General features: G+C 40.5%; 20 protein-coding genes. 18 read left to right on the top strand and 2 right to left on the bottom strand.

The annotated features are described in order from the left end of the window. The first annotated feature begins 33 nt into the window (after positions 1-33). The 3 genes from B5Y67_RS15715 (at position 34) to B5Y67_RS15705 (ending at position 2,709) form a co-directional block, all read left to right on the top strand. Entirely contained in the window at positions 34-432 is a 399-nt protein-coding gene (locus B5Y67_RS15715) for a secondary thiamine-phosphate synthase enzyme YjbQ (protein WP_088227373.1), read from the top strand. Positions 433-467: 35 nt separating this feature from the next. Then, on the top strand, positions 468-842 hold the full coding sequence (locus tag B5Y67_RS15710) for a TfoX/Sxy family protein (RefSeq protein WP_088227372.1): 375 nt from the start codon (positions 468-470) through the stop codon (positions 840-842). A gap of 202 nt (positions 843-1,044) precedes the next feature. Continuing rightward, the gene (locus B5Y67_RS15705; RefSeq protein WP_088227371.1) at positions 1,045-2,709 is read left to right on the top strand and encodes a DUF3883 domain-containing protein; all 1,665 of its coding nucleotides are present in this window, start codon (positions 1,045-1,047) and stop codon (positions 2,707-2,709) included. A 994-nt stretch (positions 2,710-3,703) separates the two neighbouring features. Here B5Y67_RS15705 and B5Y67_RS15700 read toward each other — a convergent pair. Further along, positions 3,704-4,633 (bottom strand): DUF6076 domain-containing protein, encoded by a 930-nt coding sequence (locus tag B5Y67_RS15700; protein ID WP_088227370.1) that lies wholly within the window; start codon positions 4,631-4,633, stop codon positions 3,704-3,706. A 251-nt stretch (positions 4,634-4,884) separates the two neighbouring features. Here B5Y67_RS15700 and B5Y67_RS15695 point away from each other — a divergent pair, with 251 nt between their 5' ends. The 10 genes from B5Y67_RS15695 to B5Y67_RS15650 all read left to right on the top strand — a co-directional run bounded on the left by B5Y67_RS15695 (position 4,885) and on the right by B5Y67_RS15650 (position 13,895). Continuing rightward, complete coding sequence (locus tag B5Y67_RS15695; protein WP_088227369.1) at positions 4,885-5,103, top strand: hypothetical protein; 219 nt, start codon at positions 4,885-4,887, stop codon at positions 5,101-5,103. 102 nt (positions 5,104-5,205) lie between these two features. Then, positions 5,206-5,547: a hypothetical protein gene (locus B5Y67_RS15690; RefSeq protein ID WP_088227368.1), complete on the top strand. Its 342-nt coding sequence runs from the start codon at positions 5,206-5,208 to the stop codon at positions 5,545-5,547. A gap of 108 nt (positions 5,548-5,655) precedes the next feature. Continuing rightward, the gene (locus B5Y67_RS15685) at positions 5,656-8,226 is read left to right on the top strand and encodes a hypothetical protein (RefSeq protein WP_088227367.1); all 2,571 of its coding nucleotides are present in this window, start codon (positions 5,656-5,658) and stop codon (positions 8,224-8,226) included. 315 nt (positions 8,227-8,541) lie between these two features. Continuing rightward, complete coding sequence (locus B5Y67_RS15680) at positions 8,542-8,874, top strand: hypothetical protein (RefSeq protein ID WP_088227366.1); 333 nt, start codon at positions 8,542-8,544, stop codon at positions 8,872-8,874. Positions 8,875-9,051: 177 nt separating this feature from the next. Continuing rightward, a complete protein-coding gene (locus B5Y67_RS15670) occupies positions 9,052-9,552 on the top strand; it encodes a phage terminase small subunit P27 family (protein ID WP_088227364.1) in 501 nt (166 codons plus the stop codon). Positions 9,553-9,686: 134 nt separating this feature from the next. Further along, positions 9,687-10,124, top strand: a complete 438-nt coding sequence (locus B5Y67_RS15665; RefSeq protein ID WP_088227363.1) for a helix-turn-helix domain-containing protein — start codon at positions 9,687-9,689, stop codon at positions 10,122-10,124. Further along, a complete protein-coding gene (locus B5Y67_RS25395) occupies positions 10,124-10,285 on the top strand; it encodes an SHOCT domain-containing protein (RefSeq protein WP_170932708.1) in 162 nt (53 codons plus the stop codon). Before B5Y67_RS15665 ends, B5Y67_RS25395 begins: the two co-directional genes overlap by 1 nt. A 59-nt stretch (positions 10,286-10,344) precedes the next feature. After that, entirely contained in the window at positions 10,345-11,652 is a 1,308-nt protein-coding gene (locus B5Y67_RS15660; RefSeq protein WP_088227362.1) for a recombinase family protein, read from the top strand. Then, positions 11,649-13,232, top strand: a complete 1,584-nt coding sequence (locus B5Y67_RS15655; RefSeq protein WP_088227361.1) for a recombinase family protein — start codon at positions 11,649-11,651, stop codon at positions 13,230-13,232. Before B5Y67_RS15660 ends, B5Y67_RS15655 begins: the two co-directional genes overlap by 4 nt. Positions 13,233-13,550: 318 nt before the next feature. Continuing rightward, complete coding sequence (locus B5Y67_RS15650) at positions 13,551-13,895, top strand: hypothetical protein (RefSeq protein ID WP_348982306.1); 345 nt, start codon at positions 13,551-13,553, stop codon at positions 13,893-13,895. 165 nt (positions 13,896-14,060) lie between these two features. Here the strand turns inward: B5Y67_RS15650 and B5Y67_RS15645 are convergent, their stop codons facing one another. Further along, the gene (locus B5Y67_RS15645; RefSeq protein ID WP_088227359.1) at positions 14,061-14,621 is read right to left on the bottom strand and encodes a flavodoxin family protein; all 561 of its coding nucleotides are present in this window, start codon (positions 14,619-14,621) and stop codon (positions 14,061-14,063) included. 275 nt (positions 14,622-14,896) lie between these two features. On the opposite strand from B5Y67_RS15645, the gene B5Y67_RS15640 reads away from it, so the two are divergent. The 5 genes from B5Y67_RS15640 to B5Y67_RS15620 all read left to right on the top strand — a co-directional run bounded on the left by B5Y67_RS15640 (position 14,897) and on the right by B5Y67_RS15620 (position 18,974). Continuing rightward, the gene (locus B5Y67_RS15640) at positions 14,897-15,295 is read left to right on the top strand and encodes a hypothetical protein (protein ID WP_088227358.1); all 399 of its coding nucleotides are present in this window, start codon (positions 14,897-14,899) and stop codon (positions 15,293-15,295) included. A 45-nt stretch (positions 15,296-15,340) separates the two neighbouring features. After that, complete coding sequence (locus B5Y67_RS15635) at positions 15,341-15,826, top strand: hypothetical protein (RefSeq protein ID WP_088227357.1); 486 nt, start codon at positions 15,341-15,343, stop codon at positions 15,824-15,826. A gap of 301 nt (positions 15,827-16,127) precedes the next feature. Next, entirely contained in the window at positions 16,128-16,427 is a 300-nt protein-coding gene (locus B5Y67_RS15630) for a hypothetical protein (RefSeq protein ID WP_242976010.1), read from the top strand. Between the two features lie 98 nt (positions 16,428-16,525). Continuing rightward, complete coding sequence (locus B5Y67_RS15625; protein ID WP_207652423.1) at positions 16,526-18,514, top strand: DUF2779 domain-containing protein; 1,989 nt, start codon at positions 16,526-16,528, stop codon at positions 18,512-18,514. A 19-nt stretch (positions 18,515-18,533) separates the two neighbouring features. Further along, positions 18,534-18,974 carry a hypothetical protein gene (locus tag B5Y67_RS15620; RefSeq protein ID WP_088227354.1) on the top strand — a complete coding sequence of 147 codons (441 nt, stop codon included), beginning with the start codon at positions 18,534-18,536 and terminating at the stop codon, positions 18,972-18,974. The last annotated feature ends 2 nt before the right edge of the window (positions 18,975-18,976 follow it).

Below are 18,976 nucleotides of genomic sequence, written 5' to 3'. Positions count from 1 at the left end.
TGAATTGAATCTGTAAGTAGTGAGGGAACATAAATGATCCATGAGATACAAATTAAAACCAAAAAGCATGATGAAATGATCGATATAACAGCCCACGTACAAAACTTTGTGACTACCCAAAATATCCAGGATGGTCTTGTAATAGTCTATTGTCCCCACACAACTGCAGGAATAACTATCAACGAAAATGCTGATCCGGATGTACAAAGAGATTTTCTTCGGAGACTTGATGAGATCTATCCATGGGATGCTCCAAAAGATCGTCACATCGAAGGTAACTCCGCTGCTCACTTGAAAGCCAGTACCGTAGGGCCATCACAGACCGTAATTGTTAATAACGGAAAATTACTCCTGGGCCGCTGGCAAGGCATATATTTTTGTGAATTTGACGGGCCGAGGGATCGGAGTTGTTATGTTACGCTCCTACACTAAGACATCCGGATAAACCCCAATACTGGAGGAGCATCATGTCAGTTAGCGGAGGTTACAAAGAATATGTAGTCGACCAGCTTGGAAAATTAGGGTGTGTTACTGTCAAAAAGATGTTTGGCGGAGCGGGTATTTACTATGACGGTTTGATTTTCGGTTTACTTGCCTATGACATTCTTTATTTTAAAGTTGATGACTCAAATAAGTCAGATTATATAATCGCAGGAATGAAACCATTCAAACCATTTGATGACAAGCCCATGGTAATGTCATATTATGAGGTTCCCGTTGATATTTTGGAAAACAGAGAACAGTTAGCGGAATGGGCTATGAGAGCCTTATTCGCATCTGGAAATAATAGCACAAAGCCAAAAAAAGCGCAAAAGGGGGAGGGAGATTGCGGAGCCGACTGATCAATAGGTTAACTTTTGGAGCGGCACGATTACTGTTGTGCCGCTTCTTTATAATACCAATGCTCTAAAATTTTGATTGACGCCAGAATAGCACTGGAAGCCGTATGGCGGGAATGAAGCGAGAACGTAATATCTCAGATTGGGGTGCATTTGCCGAAAAACTCGTATACGAACAAATGAAATCAGACTTCCAGAATGTATTATGGGTTTCGGAAAACGAAAAAAAGTGGGGGTCAACCCAGATGGTATTGGCGGTTTGGGTTATGACCTAAAGTATACCAACGAAAAGGGCGAAACTGTTTATGTTGAAATAAAGTCCACTGCCGGGACGGGAATTTCATTTGTAATTACAGAAAATGAACTGAACTTTGCCGAAGAACACCCGCAACAATATGAGGTTGTTTTGGTGACTGCAGTAATGAGTGATGACGAACGAAAAATCTATCGACTCGCAGATTTGTTTTATTATGCCGATGGCGAAGACCGTTTTTGCAATTCGAAATTTAGCTTGTTGGAGATAACTACACGATACGTTGTCAATTCGACACCCGGTTGGGAGGATGAAATCATGGATATTTTGCTGGTAGTAATATTAACAATAATAATCGTTGCTTTAATTGTTGTCTTAGTAATTCATTCAAGAAGAAAAGCTATTTTCAATGGCAATGATGTTCTAAGTGCTGAAAAATCTGCTTCAACTACTTCTGAAGGACTTGAGGTAGAACGTGTGCAAAGAGACGGAATAACTATACCTATAGAACGACTATCTGCGACGACTAAAATTGAGGAAAAGAGTCTGTTTGAAATTACTGACCATACAGTAATTGCTCGAATTTCAGAGACAATACCGACCGCAGCAGAAACCGTAGCAAAAACAATCACAAACAAAGCACTTAAAAATGTTGAATTATACAAGGCGGTTATCCCCAGTGGTGCTACCCTTGCAGAATCTAAACAAATGGAAGGCGCTGTGCGAGGTTTTTATCGAGGAGCAAAAGGAATTAAGGGACAAGCAAATTTAGTTAAAGTAGACCCTACGAAAATTTCTAAAGCTACCACGGTAGCTAATGGTGTTGCAAATGTAATGAATGTTGGCTCTTTGGTTGTTGGTCAATACTATATGTCAGAAATTAATTCCAAGATTGAAGCTTTAAGCAAGAGTGTAAATAAGATTAGTGATTTTCAAGAGAGAGAATTTAAAAGTCGGATTCTATCATTGATTGCTTTAGTGGGGAAAATATCTAATTTTAGTTCGGAAATTTTGGAAAGCGATGATTTGCGAAACCGAAAACTGCATACTTTAGATGATTTAGAGAGAGAAGGAACTCAATTACTTCAGCAGATTAATTTAGCTATCGACGAAATAATAAAGAAAAATCAAAAACCAGATTACAGGGAGTATCAAGAAAAAGTAGATGACTTCAGGCTTTTGCTCGAATATCAACAAATATTGATGACAGTATTAGAAGAAATCAGTAAGTTGACATATCTACTTGGTAAAGGAGAAAACTCAAATGAGATGAGTTATTCAATATTTAACGCATATATGGAACAATCAAATCAGATAAGGGCGGCATTAGAAGAATGGCATAAAAAACAAGTGGAGTCGCATGGCATTGATGTTAATAAGAACCGAAGAAGCAAAAAAGGCATTGAAGGTTTCTTTGCGTCAATACCCGGTTTTATTGATGATAATTTAAATTATAGGGGGCTTGAGGATGGACTGGGGAAAAAAATATATGCTCAAACAACACAAAGTCAATTAATGATTAATAAACCTGAAGAGGTATATGACAAAGATGTTCAGATTATTATAAAAGATGGTAAATACTACTATTTGCATGAAGTGCCCAATAGTTATTCATAGGCTCAGCAAGACTGTCTTTAAACGATTTACATTCCCGGTTTCATTATAAGTAACCAAGTACCTTGGAAAGAGTTGTCTCAAACAGATTTCCATGTAATTTATTTACGTGCGCAAAATATTAGAGCCGCAAACTTCTGGCGAAGATTCGGTTTCAATCGTACAGAAAATGGTACGGAGCATATGCTAGCTATGAAGTTAGAACTTAATCATAAATTCTCTCTGGTTCCTAAAATAAAAATAAATGGCAAAGCTAACGGACTGTAGATAATATATTAATTATTTTTTCTGGAAATCTAATTGTACCAAAGACTTAATGTATTTATCTCGTTGCAACTGACAAGCAGGTAAACTTTCGATAAAGGAAGTCGGCTCTCCGCAGAAATCACAATAGCGGGCATTCCGGTCATTCCAGTGGCCGGATTGGCAGATGTTTTTGTCATTGGTTAATTTCGAATAAACAATGCGCAATATCCCTCTAGTGGTAAACTTATTGACCTCTGTACCACAAATATTGCAAAACCTTGCAGCAGGTGAAAAATTGGTGTTTCCGCAGGTTTTACAGGTGGGGAGGGGTTTGGTTTTGTAAAGGTCAAGACGTTTAGGTTATATTCGTCGGCCTCCCAATCTTCATAAAGCCTCTGTTCTTCAGGTTTCAATTCATAGGGAATAAAAAGGGCAGCTTATGGCACAGTTGGTAGTTGGATATTAGGGATAGGGTTGAGCCTTCAAAATGAAATGTTCAATTAGGCAGGTGGCTGAGGTGAAGGGGGCTAGGGGGGTTAAATAGCTGTGGCTTTTGAAAACATTACCGGATGTTCAGCCAGATGCAAATTTTCGCACTTTCAAAAGGGGTATAGGAAATCTAAAACCTCCATGAATACTGGGTGCTAGGGTTTTTGAAATCATCACAGAAATCGAAAAATCAAACGTATACGCCCCAAAATATGTAAAAGGCTCAGCAGTACAAACTGCTGAGCCTTTCGTGATCGATACTCTATTTACTCAAAATTTCGGTTGTAAGTTCATCTAGTTTCTGTTTGAATTCTTCAACGCTTAAATCTTTACTTACCGCTTCATCTCTTAAAGAACGGGCACTAGTTGACCAATTAAAGAATTGCTCCTGTGTAATCCTTTTTGCTCTAATTCTAGCGTTAATTTTTTTGTATTCTTTTTGAAATAATTGTAATACTGGGTTGCTCTTAGTCTTTTCATGATATTTTTTTATAGATCCTACTTCATAGCAAGTCTTACTGGAATTAGGCGCAATTCTATCACAATATTCTTTGTCTGCCCTTCCAGTGGGAATGAAATACTTTCCGCAGCATTTGCATTTTTTCAGAACTACTTGGTTTTTAACCATGTGCATAAAAGACACAAATAGAGCTTCTTTAAGATTTTGTACATGAAATTGTTCATTTACTTGTATTACGGATTCTTTAACACTATCTGCCAAAGTCTTAAAGATTTCATGACATTGTTCTTTATTATTAAAATCAAGGACTACTGTACCCAATTTGTTTGCTTCTGTAGGATCTGGTTGCGGATGATCTTCCGAAAAAACCCATGCAAAATAATGGTTGATCTTAGTCTGAAAAAAATCTTTATGAAAACATTGTTCGAATAAATAACATCTCGCATCAGTGTCTAAATCTTTAAGTTCATCAATTTCTGTAGACAAAACAATTCTTGCTGCATCTTTAAAGTAATCAATGGTTTCAATTATATAATTCGTATTACGTTCGAACTCGCTATAGTTCTCAAATAATTTAAAGTAGGGATTGCTCATAGAAGTATAGTTTGCTAACTCATTCATGGAATCTAGTTCGATGAAATCGATAAAATTGGTTCCTATAGGATTAACTATAGTTCCACCATCGTAGATGAAAAACTCATTCGGGCCATAAAATGCTAATACAGCATCCACTCAAATCACTCCAATTTGATAATAGTTAATGCTCAAAAAATAGATAATACATAAGTCGTATAATTATTATCGCATATCGTTGACGAGCAGTCAAGAAAACACTATTATAGATAATAGTTAATCGAAACAACGATTAACTATGACGTTGAGGTTTTCGCTAAGTCATTATGTTCTTTGACAATTAAATCCCCCCGCCATTAGTATTTAACAGAAAAGAGAACGTGGCTAAAAAACAAAGGAGGTTATTAACCTTGAATCTGGAAATACGTGCCCGTAAAAAGCAAAAGGGTTCCATTAATCGCAAGAAAAAGGCTCTAGCAAGATACGAGCAGGACATTGAGGAGTTATATAGCCCAACAACATTCTGGCCATATTCGCCACGAACAAGTAAAGACACAGAACGATTAAAGGAAGGACTTCAAAAGGGGATCGAGCAGTTGCGTCGGGAATTGAAGAGTGTTCATTTTTAGGCAAAAAAAAATTACCCGGGCTAGCAGGCCGAGGGCAATAAGTTATCTCTTAATTTAAATTATACCACAATAAATTCAGTCTACAAAGGAGAACTCAAATATATGAAAACACTAAATAAGCAAACATGCCTCGAAGATATACTCATTGCCTCCTTACAATCTTCAAAAGAAATTCGACAAACAATGTATCAGCAAGATGAAGAAATTAAAAGATTAGCCGCCAAGGTAGAAACGGAGCCTGTTACCTATTTTACGATTGCTGGCTACTGTAGTCTTCGTGGCTTTAAGGTTGATGTTAGTGAAGTTTATGGTATAGAACAAAGGGTTGTATGGCTCAGCGAGAAATTAGAGATACCCATTGAAAAATTCGCTGACCCAGACTTAGGTAATCTTCGCACGTATCGTTTGGATGTCTTGGACGAAGTTTTTAATTCAAGAATGTAATGTAGAATATCGGGCTGCTCAGATGAAGAGTGGCCCATTTTTTATGGGCTTTAGAATTTGGAAGACAGTCTCTGCAAAATAAAACAAGGTAGAAAATGAGGTGTTTTGTTGATCGAGACAGAATCAATGATACCAAGTGGAGACGCAGTTTCAGAAATCCTAAGGTTCCTTCAGGCTATTTATGGTGAGATGGAAGGATACACTTATATTTGGTTACTGAAGAAAAAGAAAACCCTCTGGCGGCCACTAGCAGAGCACCGGAATATAGCGGAAGCGGCAGTTAGGCTTGGACAATTCCAAGATATTTATTTTCCCGTCTGTCCTCAAGTCAAAGTACTCTCTGGGAATGAACGTGGAACGTTAACCAGTGTTTATTCCATGACCTGTTTGTATTGTGATATTGATTGTAAGGGTGGTTACCATAAACAGAAGAACTTACCGACCTTTGATGAAGCTTGGGAATGGTTGGAGTCGTTACCTTATCAGCCATCGATTATTATCTTTTCGGGTGGTGGGATGCATTGCTACTGGCTTTTCGACAAGCCTTGGATCTTTGAGAGTAAGGATGATCGGCAAAAGGCGCAAGACATGTCTCGTTTGTGGCAACAACGATTTATCAAGGACTATGCTGAACGCGGGTGGAAGCTTGACAACACTTCAGATCTAACGAGAGTCCTTCGTTTGCCAGGGACCATGAACTGCAAAGGCGATACGCCCATACCCGTGCGAATTTTAGTCTTTGAACCAGAAAGAAAGTATAACATTCAGCAACTTGTAGACATGAAACTCGTTGTGGATATAACCACCAAAGATTCTAGGGATTCTACCGGTGGTAGGGATAGGGTAGAGCACAGCATTTTTAACGATTGTGCGTTTCTTCGCCATTGTCGGGATGATGCTGAAACCTTAGCGGAACCAGAGTGGTATGCTGCCATTTCAGTTTTAGCTCGCTTGAATAAAGGTGTGGATCTCGCCCACAATATCAGCCAGCCTTATCCTAACTACAATCGGCAAGAGACAGACCGTAAAATCCTCCACGCTATGAATGATGCTGGGCCGGCAACCTGTCAACGTATAAGGGTTGAATTTCCGGGTTATTGTGAAAAGTGTACTAAAAATGTGAAAAGCCCTGTTGTATTGGCTAGTCAGTCGATACGATTAACGACATCTGATAAGTCGAGGCAAGGTAAGGAAGCTAAATCCGTCAAACAAAGTCAGGCGGATATTCTTTTAGAATTAATCAATGCCATCGATATTGAAGTTTTCCATGATTCAGCGTCTGCCACTTATATTCGATTTCCGGTGAAAGGCCATACCGAAACCTGGCCGACAAAAGCAAAAGCAGTTAAATTATGGCTTTCAGGACAATTCTATCAAGCTACCGGGAAAGCAATTTCTCCAGATGCTCTGAGGCAGGCATTAGGTGTTCTTGAAGCAAAGGCAAGGTTTGAAGGACTTAAAATTGAATTGTCACTACGCGTAGCTGAACGGGACGGCGCTTTCTGGTATGACTTAGCGAACGACGATTGGCAAGCCATCAAGATCGAACCTGGCTCGTGGAAGATTGTGGACAAGCCTCTACCTCTGTTTAGTAAAGCAGCGAATACGGCAGCGCAGGTAATACCGGAGCGAGTTAAAGGAACGGAAATTCTTAAGGTATTGGACCTAGTAAATTTATCTGATGAAGGGCAAAAATTGCTTTTTATTGTAGAGTTGATTAGTTGTTTGATTCCCGGTATTCCTCATGCAGTAGCTATTTGGCATGATGAAAAGGGCGCGTCTAAGTCCACGGTTATGAAAATCCGGCGCAAATTGATTGATCCGGCGATTCAGGAACTTCAGCTAATGCCGAAAGATACGAGCGAACTCGCTTTATTGCTCTCGAAAAACTGGATGCCGAGTTTTGATAACTTAGATGGTCTATCCGGTACAGTATCTGATATTCTCTGTGTTGCAGCTACGGGGGGCGGTATTTCAAAAAGAGAATTATATACAGATTCGGATGAAATCATTCTGAGTTTCCGCCGCTGTATATCCTTAAATGGGATTAATGAACCAGCGACAAGGCCGGATTTACTGGATCGAGCAATCCTTTTTGAGTTACGGCGGATATCTGAAGACCAACGTATTAGCGAATCAGAATTTTGGCGGTCATTTGAGGAAGTCAGACCAAAGATTATAGGCGCAATGTTCCAGGTTCTAGCAGATGCTATGAAAATCTATCAAAGCGTCAAACTGAACAAGCTCCCAAGAATGGCTGATTTTGCCAAATGGGGTTATGCCATTGGTGAAGCACTGTATCAAGGTGGGGGTGAAAAGTTTATTAATGCCTTTGAGGCAAATCGGCAAAGTGCTAACGATGAAGCCTTGACAGGAAACCCAGTGGCTATAGCAATAGTGTCGCTTATGAATTCCAAACAACAATGGGCGGGAACTGCGGGGGATTTGCTAGTTGTTTTAAACCAGATCGCCTATGGAGTTGGAATCGACGTGAAGGCATGGAGTTGGCCACGAAGCGCTAAAGGATTAGCAAAAAGGTTGAAGCAGGTTAGGAGTAATTTAGCTGAAGCCGGAATTCGTCTAAATGAAAATTATGATTCCCATACTAAACAAAAAAAGTATCTATTGGAATCCTCATTCACTGATAATGTATTCGAGGAAGATGATTTTCTAACTTAAGACTTAGCGGGATTTGCGGTATTGGGAAACCAATACCCGCGGCAAACCGCGCAACGCAAACACGGTAATGATGCGGGTTTGAACCATTTGCGGTATTTGCGGGTATTCTTTTCCTTCCTTAGAGGTTTGATATGTGAGAGAAGCAGGAGGGTGCGCGTAGATGTATAAGACCCCTAAGGGAAGCGAATCAATTCCGCCAATACCCGCAAACCGCAATCCCTTGTGGCGAGTGCCTTTGGGCTGCGGGTATTAAAAAACAAATCCCGCAAACATTCTTGTATTACCCGCTATATTAGAAAGGAAGGATAAACAGAGATGACTAAAACTGGACTTAAACGTACCCTTAAAAAAGATATATTTATTGATATAGACCTAGCTCCTTGTAAAACTGGTTGTCAAGTGACCATAACCGGTAACGGAAGTCACACATTTCCAGATATTTTAACTTTTGAACAAGCATTAGATTGCGCAACCTTTATGCAAGAGAGACTTGGGTTGCCATCGGATCACATACGCTACAAGGTATTAGTACTCGATATTGATTTTGAGAGATGTTTGTTAAACAAAGATCAGATACTCTATAAACCTCAATCAGTTAAAATACCCAGAGTCAATGGAGTTACCCAAAAAGGAAATAATATTCATTAACCTAAAGTTTGGATTAGCCGAAGGGGGTAAAGGGGGTCGAATTCTTGCCAACTTTTTACAGCTGGACCAAAGCAGCCAAAACCTCGTAAAAACTTCGGGCTGGGACCCTCGGGGGGATAAACTAAAATTTCCTCGATAGATTGATTGTTCGATAATGTAAAAAGGGGAGTATTTATCATGGCACAAAATCAAATGAAACCACTTAAAATCCACCTTGTACGGGGAAATCCTAGTCATTTAACGAAAGCAGAAATCAAGGCGCGTGAACGATTGGAATCAAAATATGTTCCCAAGGCAGACAACGTGGAATGCCCAGACTGGCTTGATGATGAGGCTAAAGCTCACTGGGCGATTCTAAGCAAAGAGTTGCTGGAATTGGACCTTCTCACCAATGTGGACGTCGGGGCCTTGGCAATTTGCTGCGATGCCTATTCTAAATTCCTAAAGGCCTATCAGGAAATTGATAAACACGGAATGTTAGTGACCTATACTAACAAAGGTGGGAATAAAAATGTGGTCCCTAACCCGTATGTGGCGATTGCTAATAAATACAGTGATATTTACAAACGATACTGCGCGGACTTTGGGCTGACACCCTTTGCAAGACTTAAATTAGCAACGCCAAAGGATGAGCCAAAACCCCTGACAGATTTTGAAAAGAGGTTCGGCGACATATGAAGCCTATTATAATAGAAGAAAAAATTTAAATTGGATTTAACTATTAGAATTGTAATCGAATAAACGAACACGAATGTGAGACCTGCGGAGTAATTTCTGCGGGTCTTACTCTTTGTGCGAAGGAGATTAACGCGATGACGTTGTTTCAAAAGGAATGCATACAACGTATGCGTAACGAGGGCAAGAGCTACTCAAAGATAGCTGATCGCCTTGGCATATCGGAAAATACCATTAAATCTTACTGCCAGAGAAATAACCTAGGCGGTATTCTTGTTACTGACCAAAAAGTGACGGATGAACTACAAGCTCTGAATCTCTGCCCAAACTGCGGCAAGTCATTAGAGCATCAGCCTGGTAGGAAGCGGCGTAAATTCTGTTCGGATAAATGCCGTATGACTTGGTGGAATCACCATAATGACGTGGTTAATCAAGAGTCAGCCTACCATTTTGTATGTGTGGGATGCGGAAGGTCGTTTGTAAGTTACGGAAATAAGAAGCGAAAATACTGCAATCATGAGTGCTATATCAAAGCTCGATTTATGAAACAGTCACATGGAGAGGAGAAGACATAATGATGACACCAGAACAATTCGATCGTGAAATGACCTACCATATTACACTGTGTATTGCTAAAGCCATGCTGCAGAAAGGCTTAATTACTGTGCACGAATTCAAGATCATCAACCAAATGCTGCTTGAAAAATATCGCCCATTAATAGCGTTGTGTTCTTAATTGTGCTTGCTATATATAGGTAGTCGCGGTAGTATGTGATACTGAAAGGAGGGCTTTCTATGGAACGAATCATCAAGCTCGTGACACCCACAAAGCCGATTCTGCCTAAGAAAAAGCGTGTGGCTGCCTATGCCCGAGTCTCCAGCAACAAAGATGCCATGCTCCATTCGCTCTCGGCTCAGGTCAGCTATTACAGCGACTATATTCAGAATCATCCCGACTGGCAATATGTCGGTGTCTATGCAGATGAGGCATTAACCGGAACTAAAGACGATCGAGAACAATTCCAAAAACTTCTCGCGGATTGTCGTGCCGGTCTTATCGATATGGTGATCACAAAATCCATTTCACGTTTAGCTCGCAACACCGTGACCATGCTGGAAGTCGTCCGAGAGTTGAAAGCGATGAATGTGGATGTTTATTTTGAACGAGAAAATGTTCACTCACTTAGCGGGGATGGCGAGCTGATGCTGACCATCCTCGCTTCGTTTGCTCAAGAGGAAAGCCATTCGGTTAGCGAAAACTTCAAGTGGCGGATACGAAAGCAATTTGAAGAGGGCGAGATCGTCAATTTGCGTTTTATGTTCGGGTACCGTATCGTGAAGGGCGAAATGGAAATCGATCCCAAGGAAGCAGAGGTTGTTCGCTCAGTTTTCCATGATTATATTAACGGCAAAAGTACCGTGTCGATCGCCCGCAGGCTTCAAGCTGAGGGGATTGCAACAAAATTCGGAGGGAAGTGGTCAAGCAAACGGATCATCGATATGATCAAAAATGAGAAATATGCTGGTAACGCTCTCCTACAAAAGAGATATGTATCGGATCACCTAACGAAAATCCTCAAGTGGAATCGCGGTCAGCTTCCCATGTATTACGCCCAAGAAACTCATGAAGGCATTATTAATGAAGAGATCTTTCGACGGGCACAGGTTATCTATGAACTCCATAAGAAAAAAGCGGCTGCCAAACATCCGACAACTCAGCGGTACCCGTTCTCAGGGGTGATTCGATGTCCTCATTGTGGCAAAAACTATAAACGTAAGATTAATCACGGCAGAGTGTCCTGGAATTGTTCAACCTTTCTTAAAGAAGGGAAAGCTGCCTGCCATGCCAAGCAAATCCCCGACGAAATATTGTTTAGCATTACTGCCGAGGTCCTGGGGCTTTCAGAGTTTGATGAGACGATTTTTAAAAAGGTGATACGAGAAATTATTGTGCCAGAGTTTAATACTCTGGTTTTTGTTTTTCAAGATGGACAGCAAATCAAACGAGTTTGGCAAGACCGGCCTCGAACTGAGAGGTGGACTGAAGACTCAAAACAGCAAGCACGGGATAGAGAACTACAACGAAGGAAGGAAAATAAATGAGAGCAGCAAGAGCAGTTACGATCATACCACCAACAGTCTCCGCATTTTCCCCGCTTCAGGTTGGGGGCATAGCAAAAAAACGAGTTGCAGCATACGCCCGAGTTTCGACGGATAACGAAGAGCAACTTTCAAGCTATGAAGCCCAAGTTGATTATCACACCCGCTATATCCAGGAAAACGAGAACTGGGAGTTTGTCCTTGTTTATACGGACGAAGGCATTTCGGCAACAAGCACTAAGAAACGGGATGGCTTCAAACGGATGATTGCCGATGCCCTTGTCGGCAAAATCGACCTCATTATTACTAAATCGGTGTCACGGTTTGCTCGTAACACCGTCGATACGTTAACAACCGTCCGTCAACTCAAGGAAAAAGGCGTTGAAGTCTACTTTCAAAAGGAAAATATCTTTACCCTCGATTCAAAAGGCGAACTATTGATCACAATTATGTCGAGCCTGGCACAAGAGGAAAGCCGAAGTATCTCTGAAAACGTAACCTGGGGTCAACGAAAGCGTTTTGCCGACGGGAAGGTCAGCCTGCCCTATAAGCAGTTCCTTGGTTACGAAAAGGGTAATGATGGTCTGCCAAAGATTGTAGAATCAGAAGCCGCCACCGTACGGCTGATTTATCGGCTTTTCCTAGAAGGAAAGACCCCGTCAGGTATTGCAAATCATCTCACTCAAAATGGAATTCCAACTCCGTCGGGTAAACAGAAATGGCAGGTCAGTACGGTCGAAAGTATTCTTACCAACGAGAAATACAGAGGAGATGCGCTCCTTCAAAAGACCTTTACAGTAGACTTTCTCACGAAGCAGAAAAAAGTTAACGAGGGAGAGATTCCCAAGTATTATGTAGAAAACAGTCATCCGGCGATTATTGAGCCGGATGTATACGATATGGTCCAATTTGAGATGAAACGGCGAAAAGAAAACGCTGGACATCACAGTGGGGCAAACTGTTTCTCTAGTAAAATCGTTTGCGGAGAGTGCGGAAGTTTCTTTGGTTCAAAAGTTTGGCACTCCACCAGCAAATACCGGCGAACGATTTGGCAATGTAACCATAAGTTTAAAGGTCCCCAAAAATGTGGTACCCCTCATGTTTATGAAGACACCCTGAAGCAATTATTTTTGAATTCCATGAACCAATTGATTAGTAATAAAGATGAGCTTATAGAGAACTGTAAAATGATAAAGCGGGTGCTGACGGATACCGCTTCTTTGGATGTTCGAACTGAAGATTTGCATCACGAGCTTACCCTGGTTACAGAGCTGATTCGAAAATGTGTCGATGAGAATTCACGCTTAGGCTTGGATCAATTGGAATATCAACAACGCTATAATGGACTTGTAAAGCGATATGAGAAGGCTAAGGATGGGATTAAAAAGAACGAAGATCATCGTGAAGCCCATCGAATAAAACGAGAACAATTGGATACATTTCTTGATACGGTGTTACAGCAGGATTCTATTTTGACAGAGTTTGACGAGAAACTTTGGTTTGCGGTTATTGATAAAGTCACTGTCTACGCTACAGATAATATTCAGGTTACCTTTAGGGATGGTACGGTAGTCAAGTCGTAAAATCCACGTATAAAGCGCTCGTAGGGTTAGGTTGCTTCCTTGCGAGCGCTTTATTTTTATACTTAAAAGAGTCACCATGTCAATAATGATACCGACGGTACAAAAGCGTTAGTTCAGCCCGCAACGTTTTGTCTTCGAGAGCTGATAAAATTATAGTAGAAAAGATTTTCCATTGATATTCCTTCAGTATATGGATATAATAGAACACAAGTTCGATTAATACCAAATACATGTACTGAGAGGGGATAGCTATGAGAGACGTTTGTGAAGACTGCGGGCGAAAATTGTATTGCATGGAACCCTGCGAAGAATGGTTAATTGTCCACGATCAATGCCCAGTGTGTCGGAACAAACTGTTGCATATCGGGGGATGCACCGAGTGTATCACGGGTGATTGGGCGAAGTGTGGTTAAGATGAAGGTCGTTATGGCTCCCATTGAAATGGTAGCATGGTTTGATATCCCCGGTACACCGCGTCCGATTCGCTTCCGGCATGAAGGCAATGTTGTTAAGGTTGAGATGATTATTAGAATCTCTGAAGAAAAGCTTGCTGGAAACCGTGTGAAGGTCTATGAGTGTCAGAGCGAGGTTCACGGGCTAATGAAGCAATTTCAGCTGAAGTACGAATTGAGTAGTTGTAAGTGGTTTTTGTATAAGATTTGAATGAATGTTGAAACCTTGAAAACACCAGAGCTTTCATTCTACATCTTATCAAACCGCTGGTTAGGTACATACAAAAAACCACCGAAATTAGATTAAGAACTGAATCTAATTTCGGTGATGGAATTGGTTTTAAGTGGAAATGAAAATTTACTAGGAATGTATTCCTTATTTAGTAAGTAACTCTCCTGCAGTAAATGCCTGTTCTAATAATTCATCCGAGAGTCTGAAATCAGGCGAACCTGTATGTGAACAAAGCAAGCTATCTGTAAGCTCCCAACCGAACGCGGAGAAGGCACCATTGACGAACTGGATAGTAGCTTGAAACGCATCTTTATTCGCGTTTCCTTGTGAGAAAATTGTAACTGCTTTTTTTCCAGGATAACGGGCTTGGAATGGGAATCCAGTGCCTTCAAGCATAGGGTACATTCTATCAAGCCACTGCTTGGATTGTCCTGAGATTTGCATGAAATAAATGGGTGAGCCAAAAATAACACCGTCAGCATTTTTTATATCCTCATACATTGGTTGTAAATAATCTTTAGTAGCGCAGCCTTCATGACTCCTACAATAGAAACAGCCTTGACAGCCCTTGATACCTTCATCGTTAAGGTCGTAGATTTTTACTTCAGCGCCTTTTGATTGAGCTCCTTTGATTACTTCCTGAATTAGTTTAGAGGTATATCCGTTTTTTCTTGGACTACCGATAAATGCTACAATTTTACTCATGTTGTGACCCTGCCTTTTAAATATTTTGTAATATAGCAAGATTATATCAGTATAATTGTGCTAAAGGCAAAAGAAACAAACATATTTTGAAGTCCGTCTGTAATGAACAAGGCTCTTAAACTGCTAATATTGAAATTCTTGTACTATGTCCTTATAGGATACTAACAGTTTCAAGAAACAAGCACAGTTTTGTTCATACAATAATTCGTTTTGTACGTACAAATATATTGACAAAAAGCCTGGAAATTGATACCTTTATTCCGAGGTGATAAGTAATGGAAGTTAAATTAGACAGCCTTATTCCCTTTGAGCAGATTACATCGGATGCCGATTCTGTATTTCAGACAGTTGAGCGAAACGGAAAGGTGGTCCTACTTAAAGACAACCAACCCGTCTATATTATTCTAAAATATGAACCTACTATGGGTTCTGTGGAAATGAATACGGAAACGCCAAAATACACACTGCAAGAGGCAATGAGAATTGTACTTTCGGGAGTAGACCATAATTCAATGCACGCAGCTGTTCTCGCAGATGAGATTTTTAATCGAGGGTTATATCGCCAGAAAGATGGTGGGAAGGCTCAGTACAACCAGATAAGGGCTAGGTGCGGCCATTATCCGGACCTGTTCGAGGCTTTACCAGGTAACATAATCAAATTAAGGAACCGTTAGAGTAAAAAGCTAGTAATATCCGAGCTATAAGAGAGGGATAATTGGATGGCCTATACAAGGTACAAAAGTGAAACCGTTTTGTCGAAGCAAGAAAAAGTAAGCCTAATGGCAGAGTACATAACTTACTATGAGAATTTAATTAAAGAGCAGGACCTTGATGTTCTTAACGTAAAAATTACTCGTGAGGTATTTGACAGTATCTTGGAAGAAATAGGAACCTTACTAAACAAACATGCGTCCATAATGGCAAATGAAGACGGACCCGTAAAAGATTTTCTGCAGTCTAATCCATTGCCCCCTCATATGCAAGAATTATTACCAGATGAATTTAGGGCATTTTCTCTACTGCTAAATTCCCTAAAACAATGGGTTTCTGCAGAATCTTCAGCAACAGACAGATTTTTACTGGGAGGTACGGCTAAGCAAACATGTAGAGCTGCAGTTAATAGATGCATTGTTACTGGCGAGGAGCTAGGAGACAGGCCTGAATTGCATCATCCTATGCGAGATGGTAGGCCACCTATTATATAAGCAAAAAAGGTCACGATTTTATCGAGCAGAACAACCAAAGGAACGGTTCGGAAAACATAGAAGACGAAATTGATGTTTGGAGTGCTATTAAGCAGATTAGAACGGATAAGCACATGTCCTGGGTTCAGCTTCGGGAAGGTTGCAATGCGATTATTACGGGGGCAATCAATTATCGCTCTGGCGCTAAATCGTTTGCAAATAAGGTAATCAAAGAAACTGGTTTATCGGCGGAAGAAGTAATAGAAATGTTAAATGAAAGAGGCATTTGAGCTTAGATTGAACAGGAGGGGTTATCGTGGGGATGTTGGAAAACCGATTTAATGAGGATATGAAAAATATATATGTTATCGCCAAAAAGGAACTCGGTTATAATGCAACAAGATTTATGCAGTTAGTTGCACAAAAAGGTGGACTTCAAGCGGCAAAACAATTGATTTCTAAAGAAGGTGGAACATATGGCTTTGAAATATTATGGGAACACAAAAGATTAGATTTATCTGTCGAGGCACTTGTTTTAAAGCCTGAATATACAGAGCTTTTTACAGATACCGAGAGAGAGATTTGTAGAAATAGGCTTCAGGATTTTGGGTATTCAGTCTAAGAGGATTCTACAAAACCAGGAAAGCCAATGCCTGACATTTACATAATCTTGCCTGGTAAAGTACAAATAATTTTCTTTAACCATGCGGAGGAATTATCATGAAGGCCAGATATTTAACAAAATCTCGCTTTAAATTGGCATTAGAATGTCCTACCAAACTGTTTTATGCAAATAAGCCGGAATATGTTAACCAAAAAATTGAAGATCCTTTTCTATTAGCTTTGGCTGACGGTGGCTTCCAGGTTGGGGAATTGGCTAAATGTTATTTTCCCGGCGGATACGAGATAAGAACCTTAGATTATGCGGAGGCCCTAGAACAGACTAATGATTTGCTAAAAAAGGACCATGTAATCATATATGAAGCGGCTATTCGCTTTGAGAATCTTTTTATCCGTGCGGATATTCTGGTGAAAAACAAATATCACTTTGAGCTTTTTGAGGTCAAGGCCAAGTCGTTCGACGGAGATTCTGATGCGGCGTTTTATAATAAAAATGGGTCAATCAGTTCCACTTGGAAACCATACTTAGCTGATGTTGCTTTCCAGAAGCATGTAATACAACACGCTTTTCCGGGCTATACAGTGTCCGCCCATTTAATGATGGCCAATAAAAATGCCCTGTGTCCAACAGACGGCCTTAATCAGAAATTCAAAATAACCAAGGACGAGGATGGCAGAAAGAAAGTCATGGTGTCTTCAAAATTAGCAGCTGAGGACCTTGCAGAAAAGATACTTACCAAGATTAAGGTAGATTCTTGTTGCACCTTTATCTACACCGAAGATTTTAATGTTGGTACTCAACCAGGGACCTTCGAAGAGTATGTGAACTTTTTGGCTGATCACTATGCCAAGGATAAAAAAATTATTTCTCAGCCAACTGTCAATTGCGGTGATTGCGAGTTTAAAGCAACGGACAGCGAACTAGAACAAGACCTGAAAAGCGGCTTCCATGAGTGTTGGAAGGAGAATTTGGGCTGGAAGGATAAAGACTTTAAGGACTCGACCATATTTGAGATCTGGAATTTCCGTAGGAAGGAACGTTGCCTCCACGAAGGAAAGATTAAAATCACGGATATTTCAAGGGATGATATTAATCCAAGAGCCGATGGTAGACAAGGCATCTCGGCAAGTGAAAGGCAGTGGCTTCAGGTAACAAAGGCACAAGGCAAGGATATGTCTTATTGGATTGATTGGGAAAATCTATACCAGGAAATGCGTAACTGGGTGTATCCCTTGCACTTTATCGATTTTGAAACAACGATGGTGGCCATCCCCTTTAATAAGGGAAGGTATCCTTACGAAGGGATCGCCTTTCAGTTTTCGCATCATGTCGTACATGAGGATGGGCGAATTGAACACCGTGGACATTATCTTAACGCGGTACCGGGGGTATTTCCCAACTATGATTTCATTCGAAGGTTAAAGAAGGAACTGAGTGAAGACCAGGGGAGCATTTTCCGTTACGCAGCACACGAAAACACTTACTTAAATCTTATTTACCGGCAACTCATGCAGGATACCAATGATATTCCAGATCGGGAGTCCCTTTGCGGGTTTATTCGTACCATTACACACTCTGTGGAAAGTAGCGATGATCATTGGGAAGGTAATCGCAGCATGATTGACATGTGCGAATTGGTCAAGCGATATTATTATGATCCGGCTACCAAGGGCTCAAATTCTATTAAACAGGTCCTGCCTGCAATCCTTAACAGTTCACAATTCCTCCAAAGAAAATATGCAGACCCTATTTATGGTGCCGATGATGGCATTCCCAGTATGAACTACAAAGAATGGCAATGGATTAAGTTTATAGATGGACGAGTCCTTGACCCTTATAAGTTACTACCCAATATGTTTCAGGATATATCGGAAAAGGATTTTGACCTTCTATTGAGCGATAGTAACGAGTTGCGTGATGGTGGGGCAGCTTTAACCGCTTACGCCAGGATGCAGTTTGAGGAAATGTCCGAGTACGAGCGTTCAGAAATTCAAAAAGCACTACTGCAATATTGCGAGTTGGACACTCTGGCTATGGTTATGATTTATGAAGGTTGGCAGGATCTGATTAATCAAGCTAAAGGGTAGTTTTTAGGGAGAAATGAGAATGATCGACTTCAATTTGTCCTGGACAAAATATGCGCCTTTGGAAAATGAATCGAGTGTTACGGATCCGTTGGCATTTGATTATTTTGCACAGTTGTTAGGTAACATTGTACTACCAAGCTTTACAACGAGGACTTCTCGTGCAAGATACTATGGCATGGTTTGCTACGGTATTTACATTTCAAGAAAATATTTACTATCTTTGAATAAACCTTTCTACGAAAAAGATGTAATGGAGATATTTAAGATCTACGAGAAATATTGGGCAAGAGCAATAGTATCTCATCATGATGGAAAACTTATGGAACGTGACGGTAAAGAAAGAGAATTTCGGGGTAAACGTGGGGCTTTGAAGGCACATCAAGATGGTTTGCAAGTGCTAGGGAAAGAATTTCAATTCCTTACAAGACAACTAGAATTGGGGGGGGCTGGGCGCATATAGGA

The sequence above is a fragment of the Desulfosporosinus sp. FKB genome (genome assembly GCF_002196705.1).
Lineage (GTDB): Bacteria > Bacillota > Desulfitobacteriia > Desulfitobacteriales > Desulfitobacteriaceae > Desulfosporosinus.
This window is presented reverse-complemented; position numbering and strand designations above follow the sequence as displayed.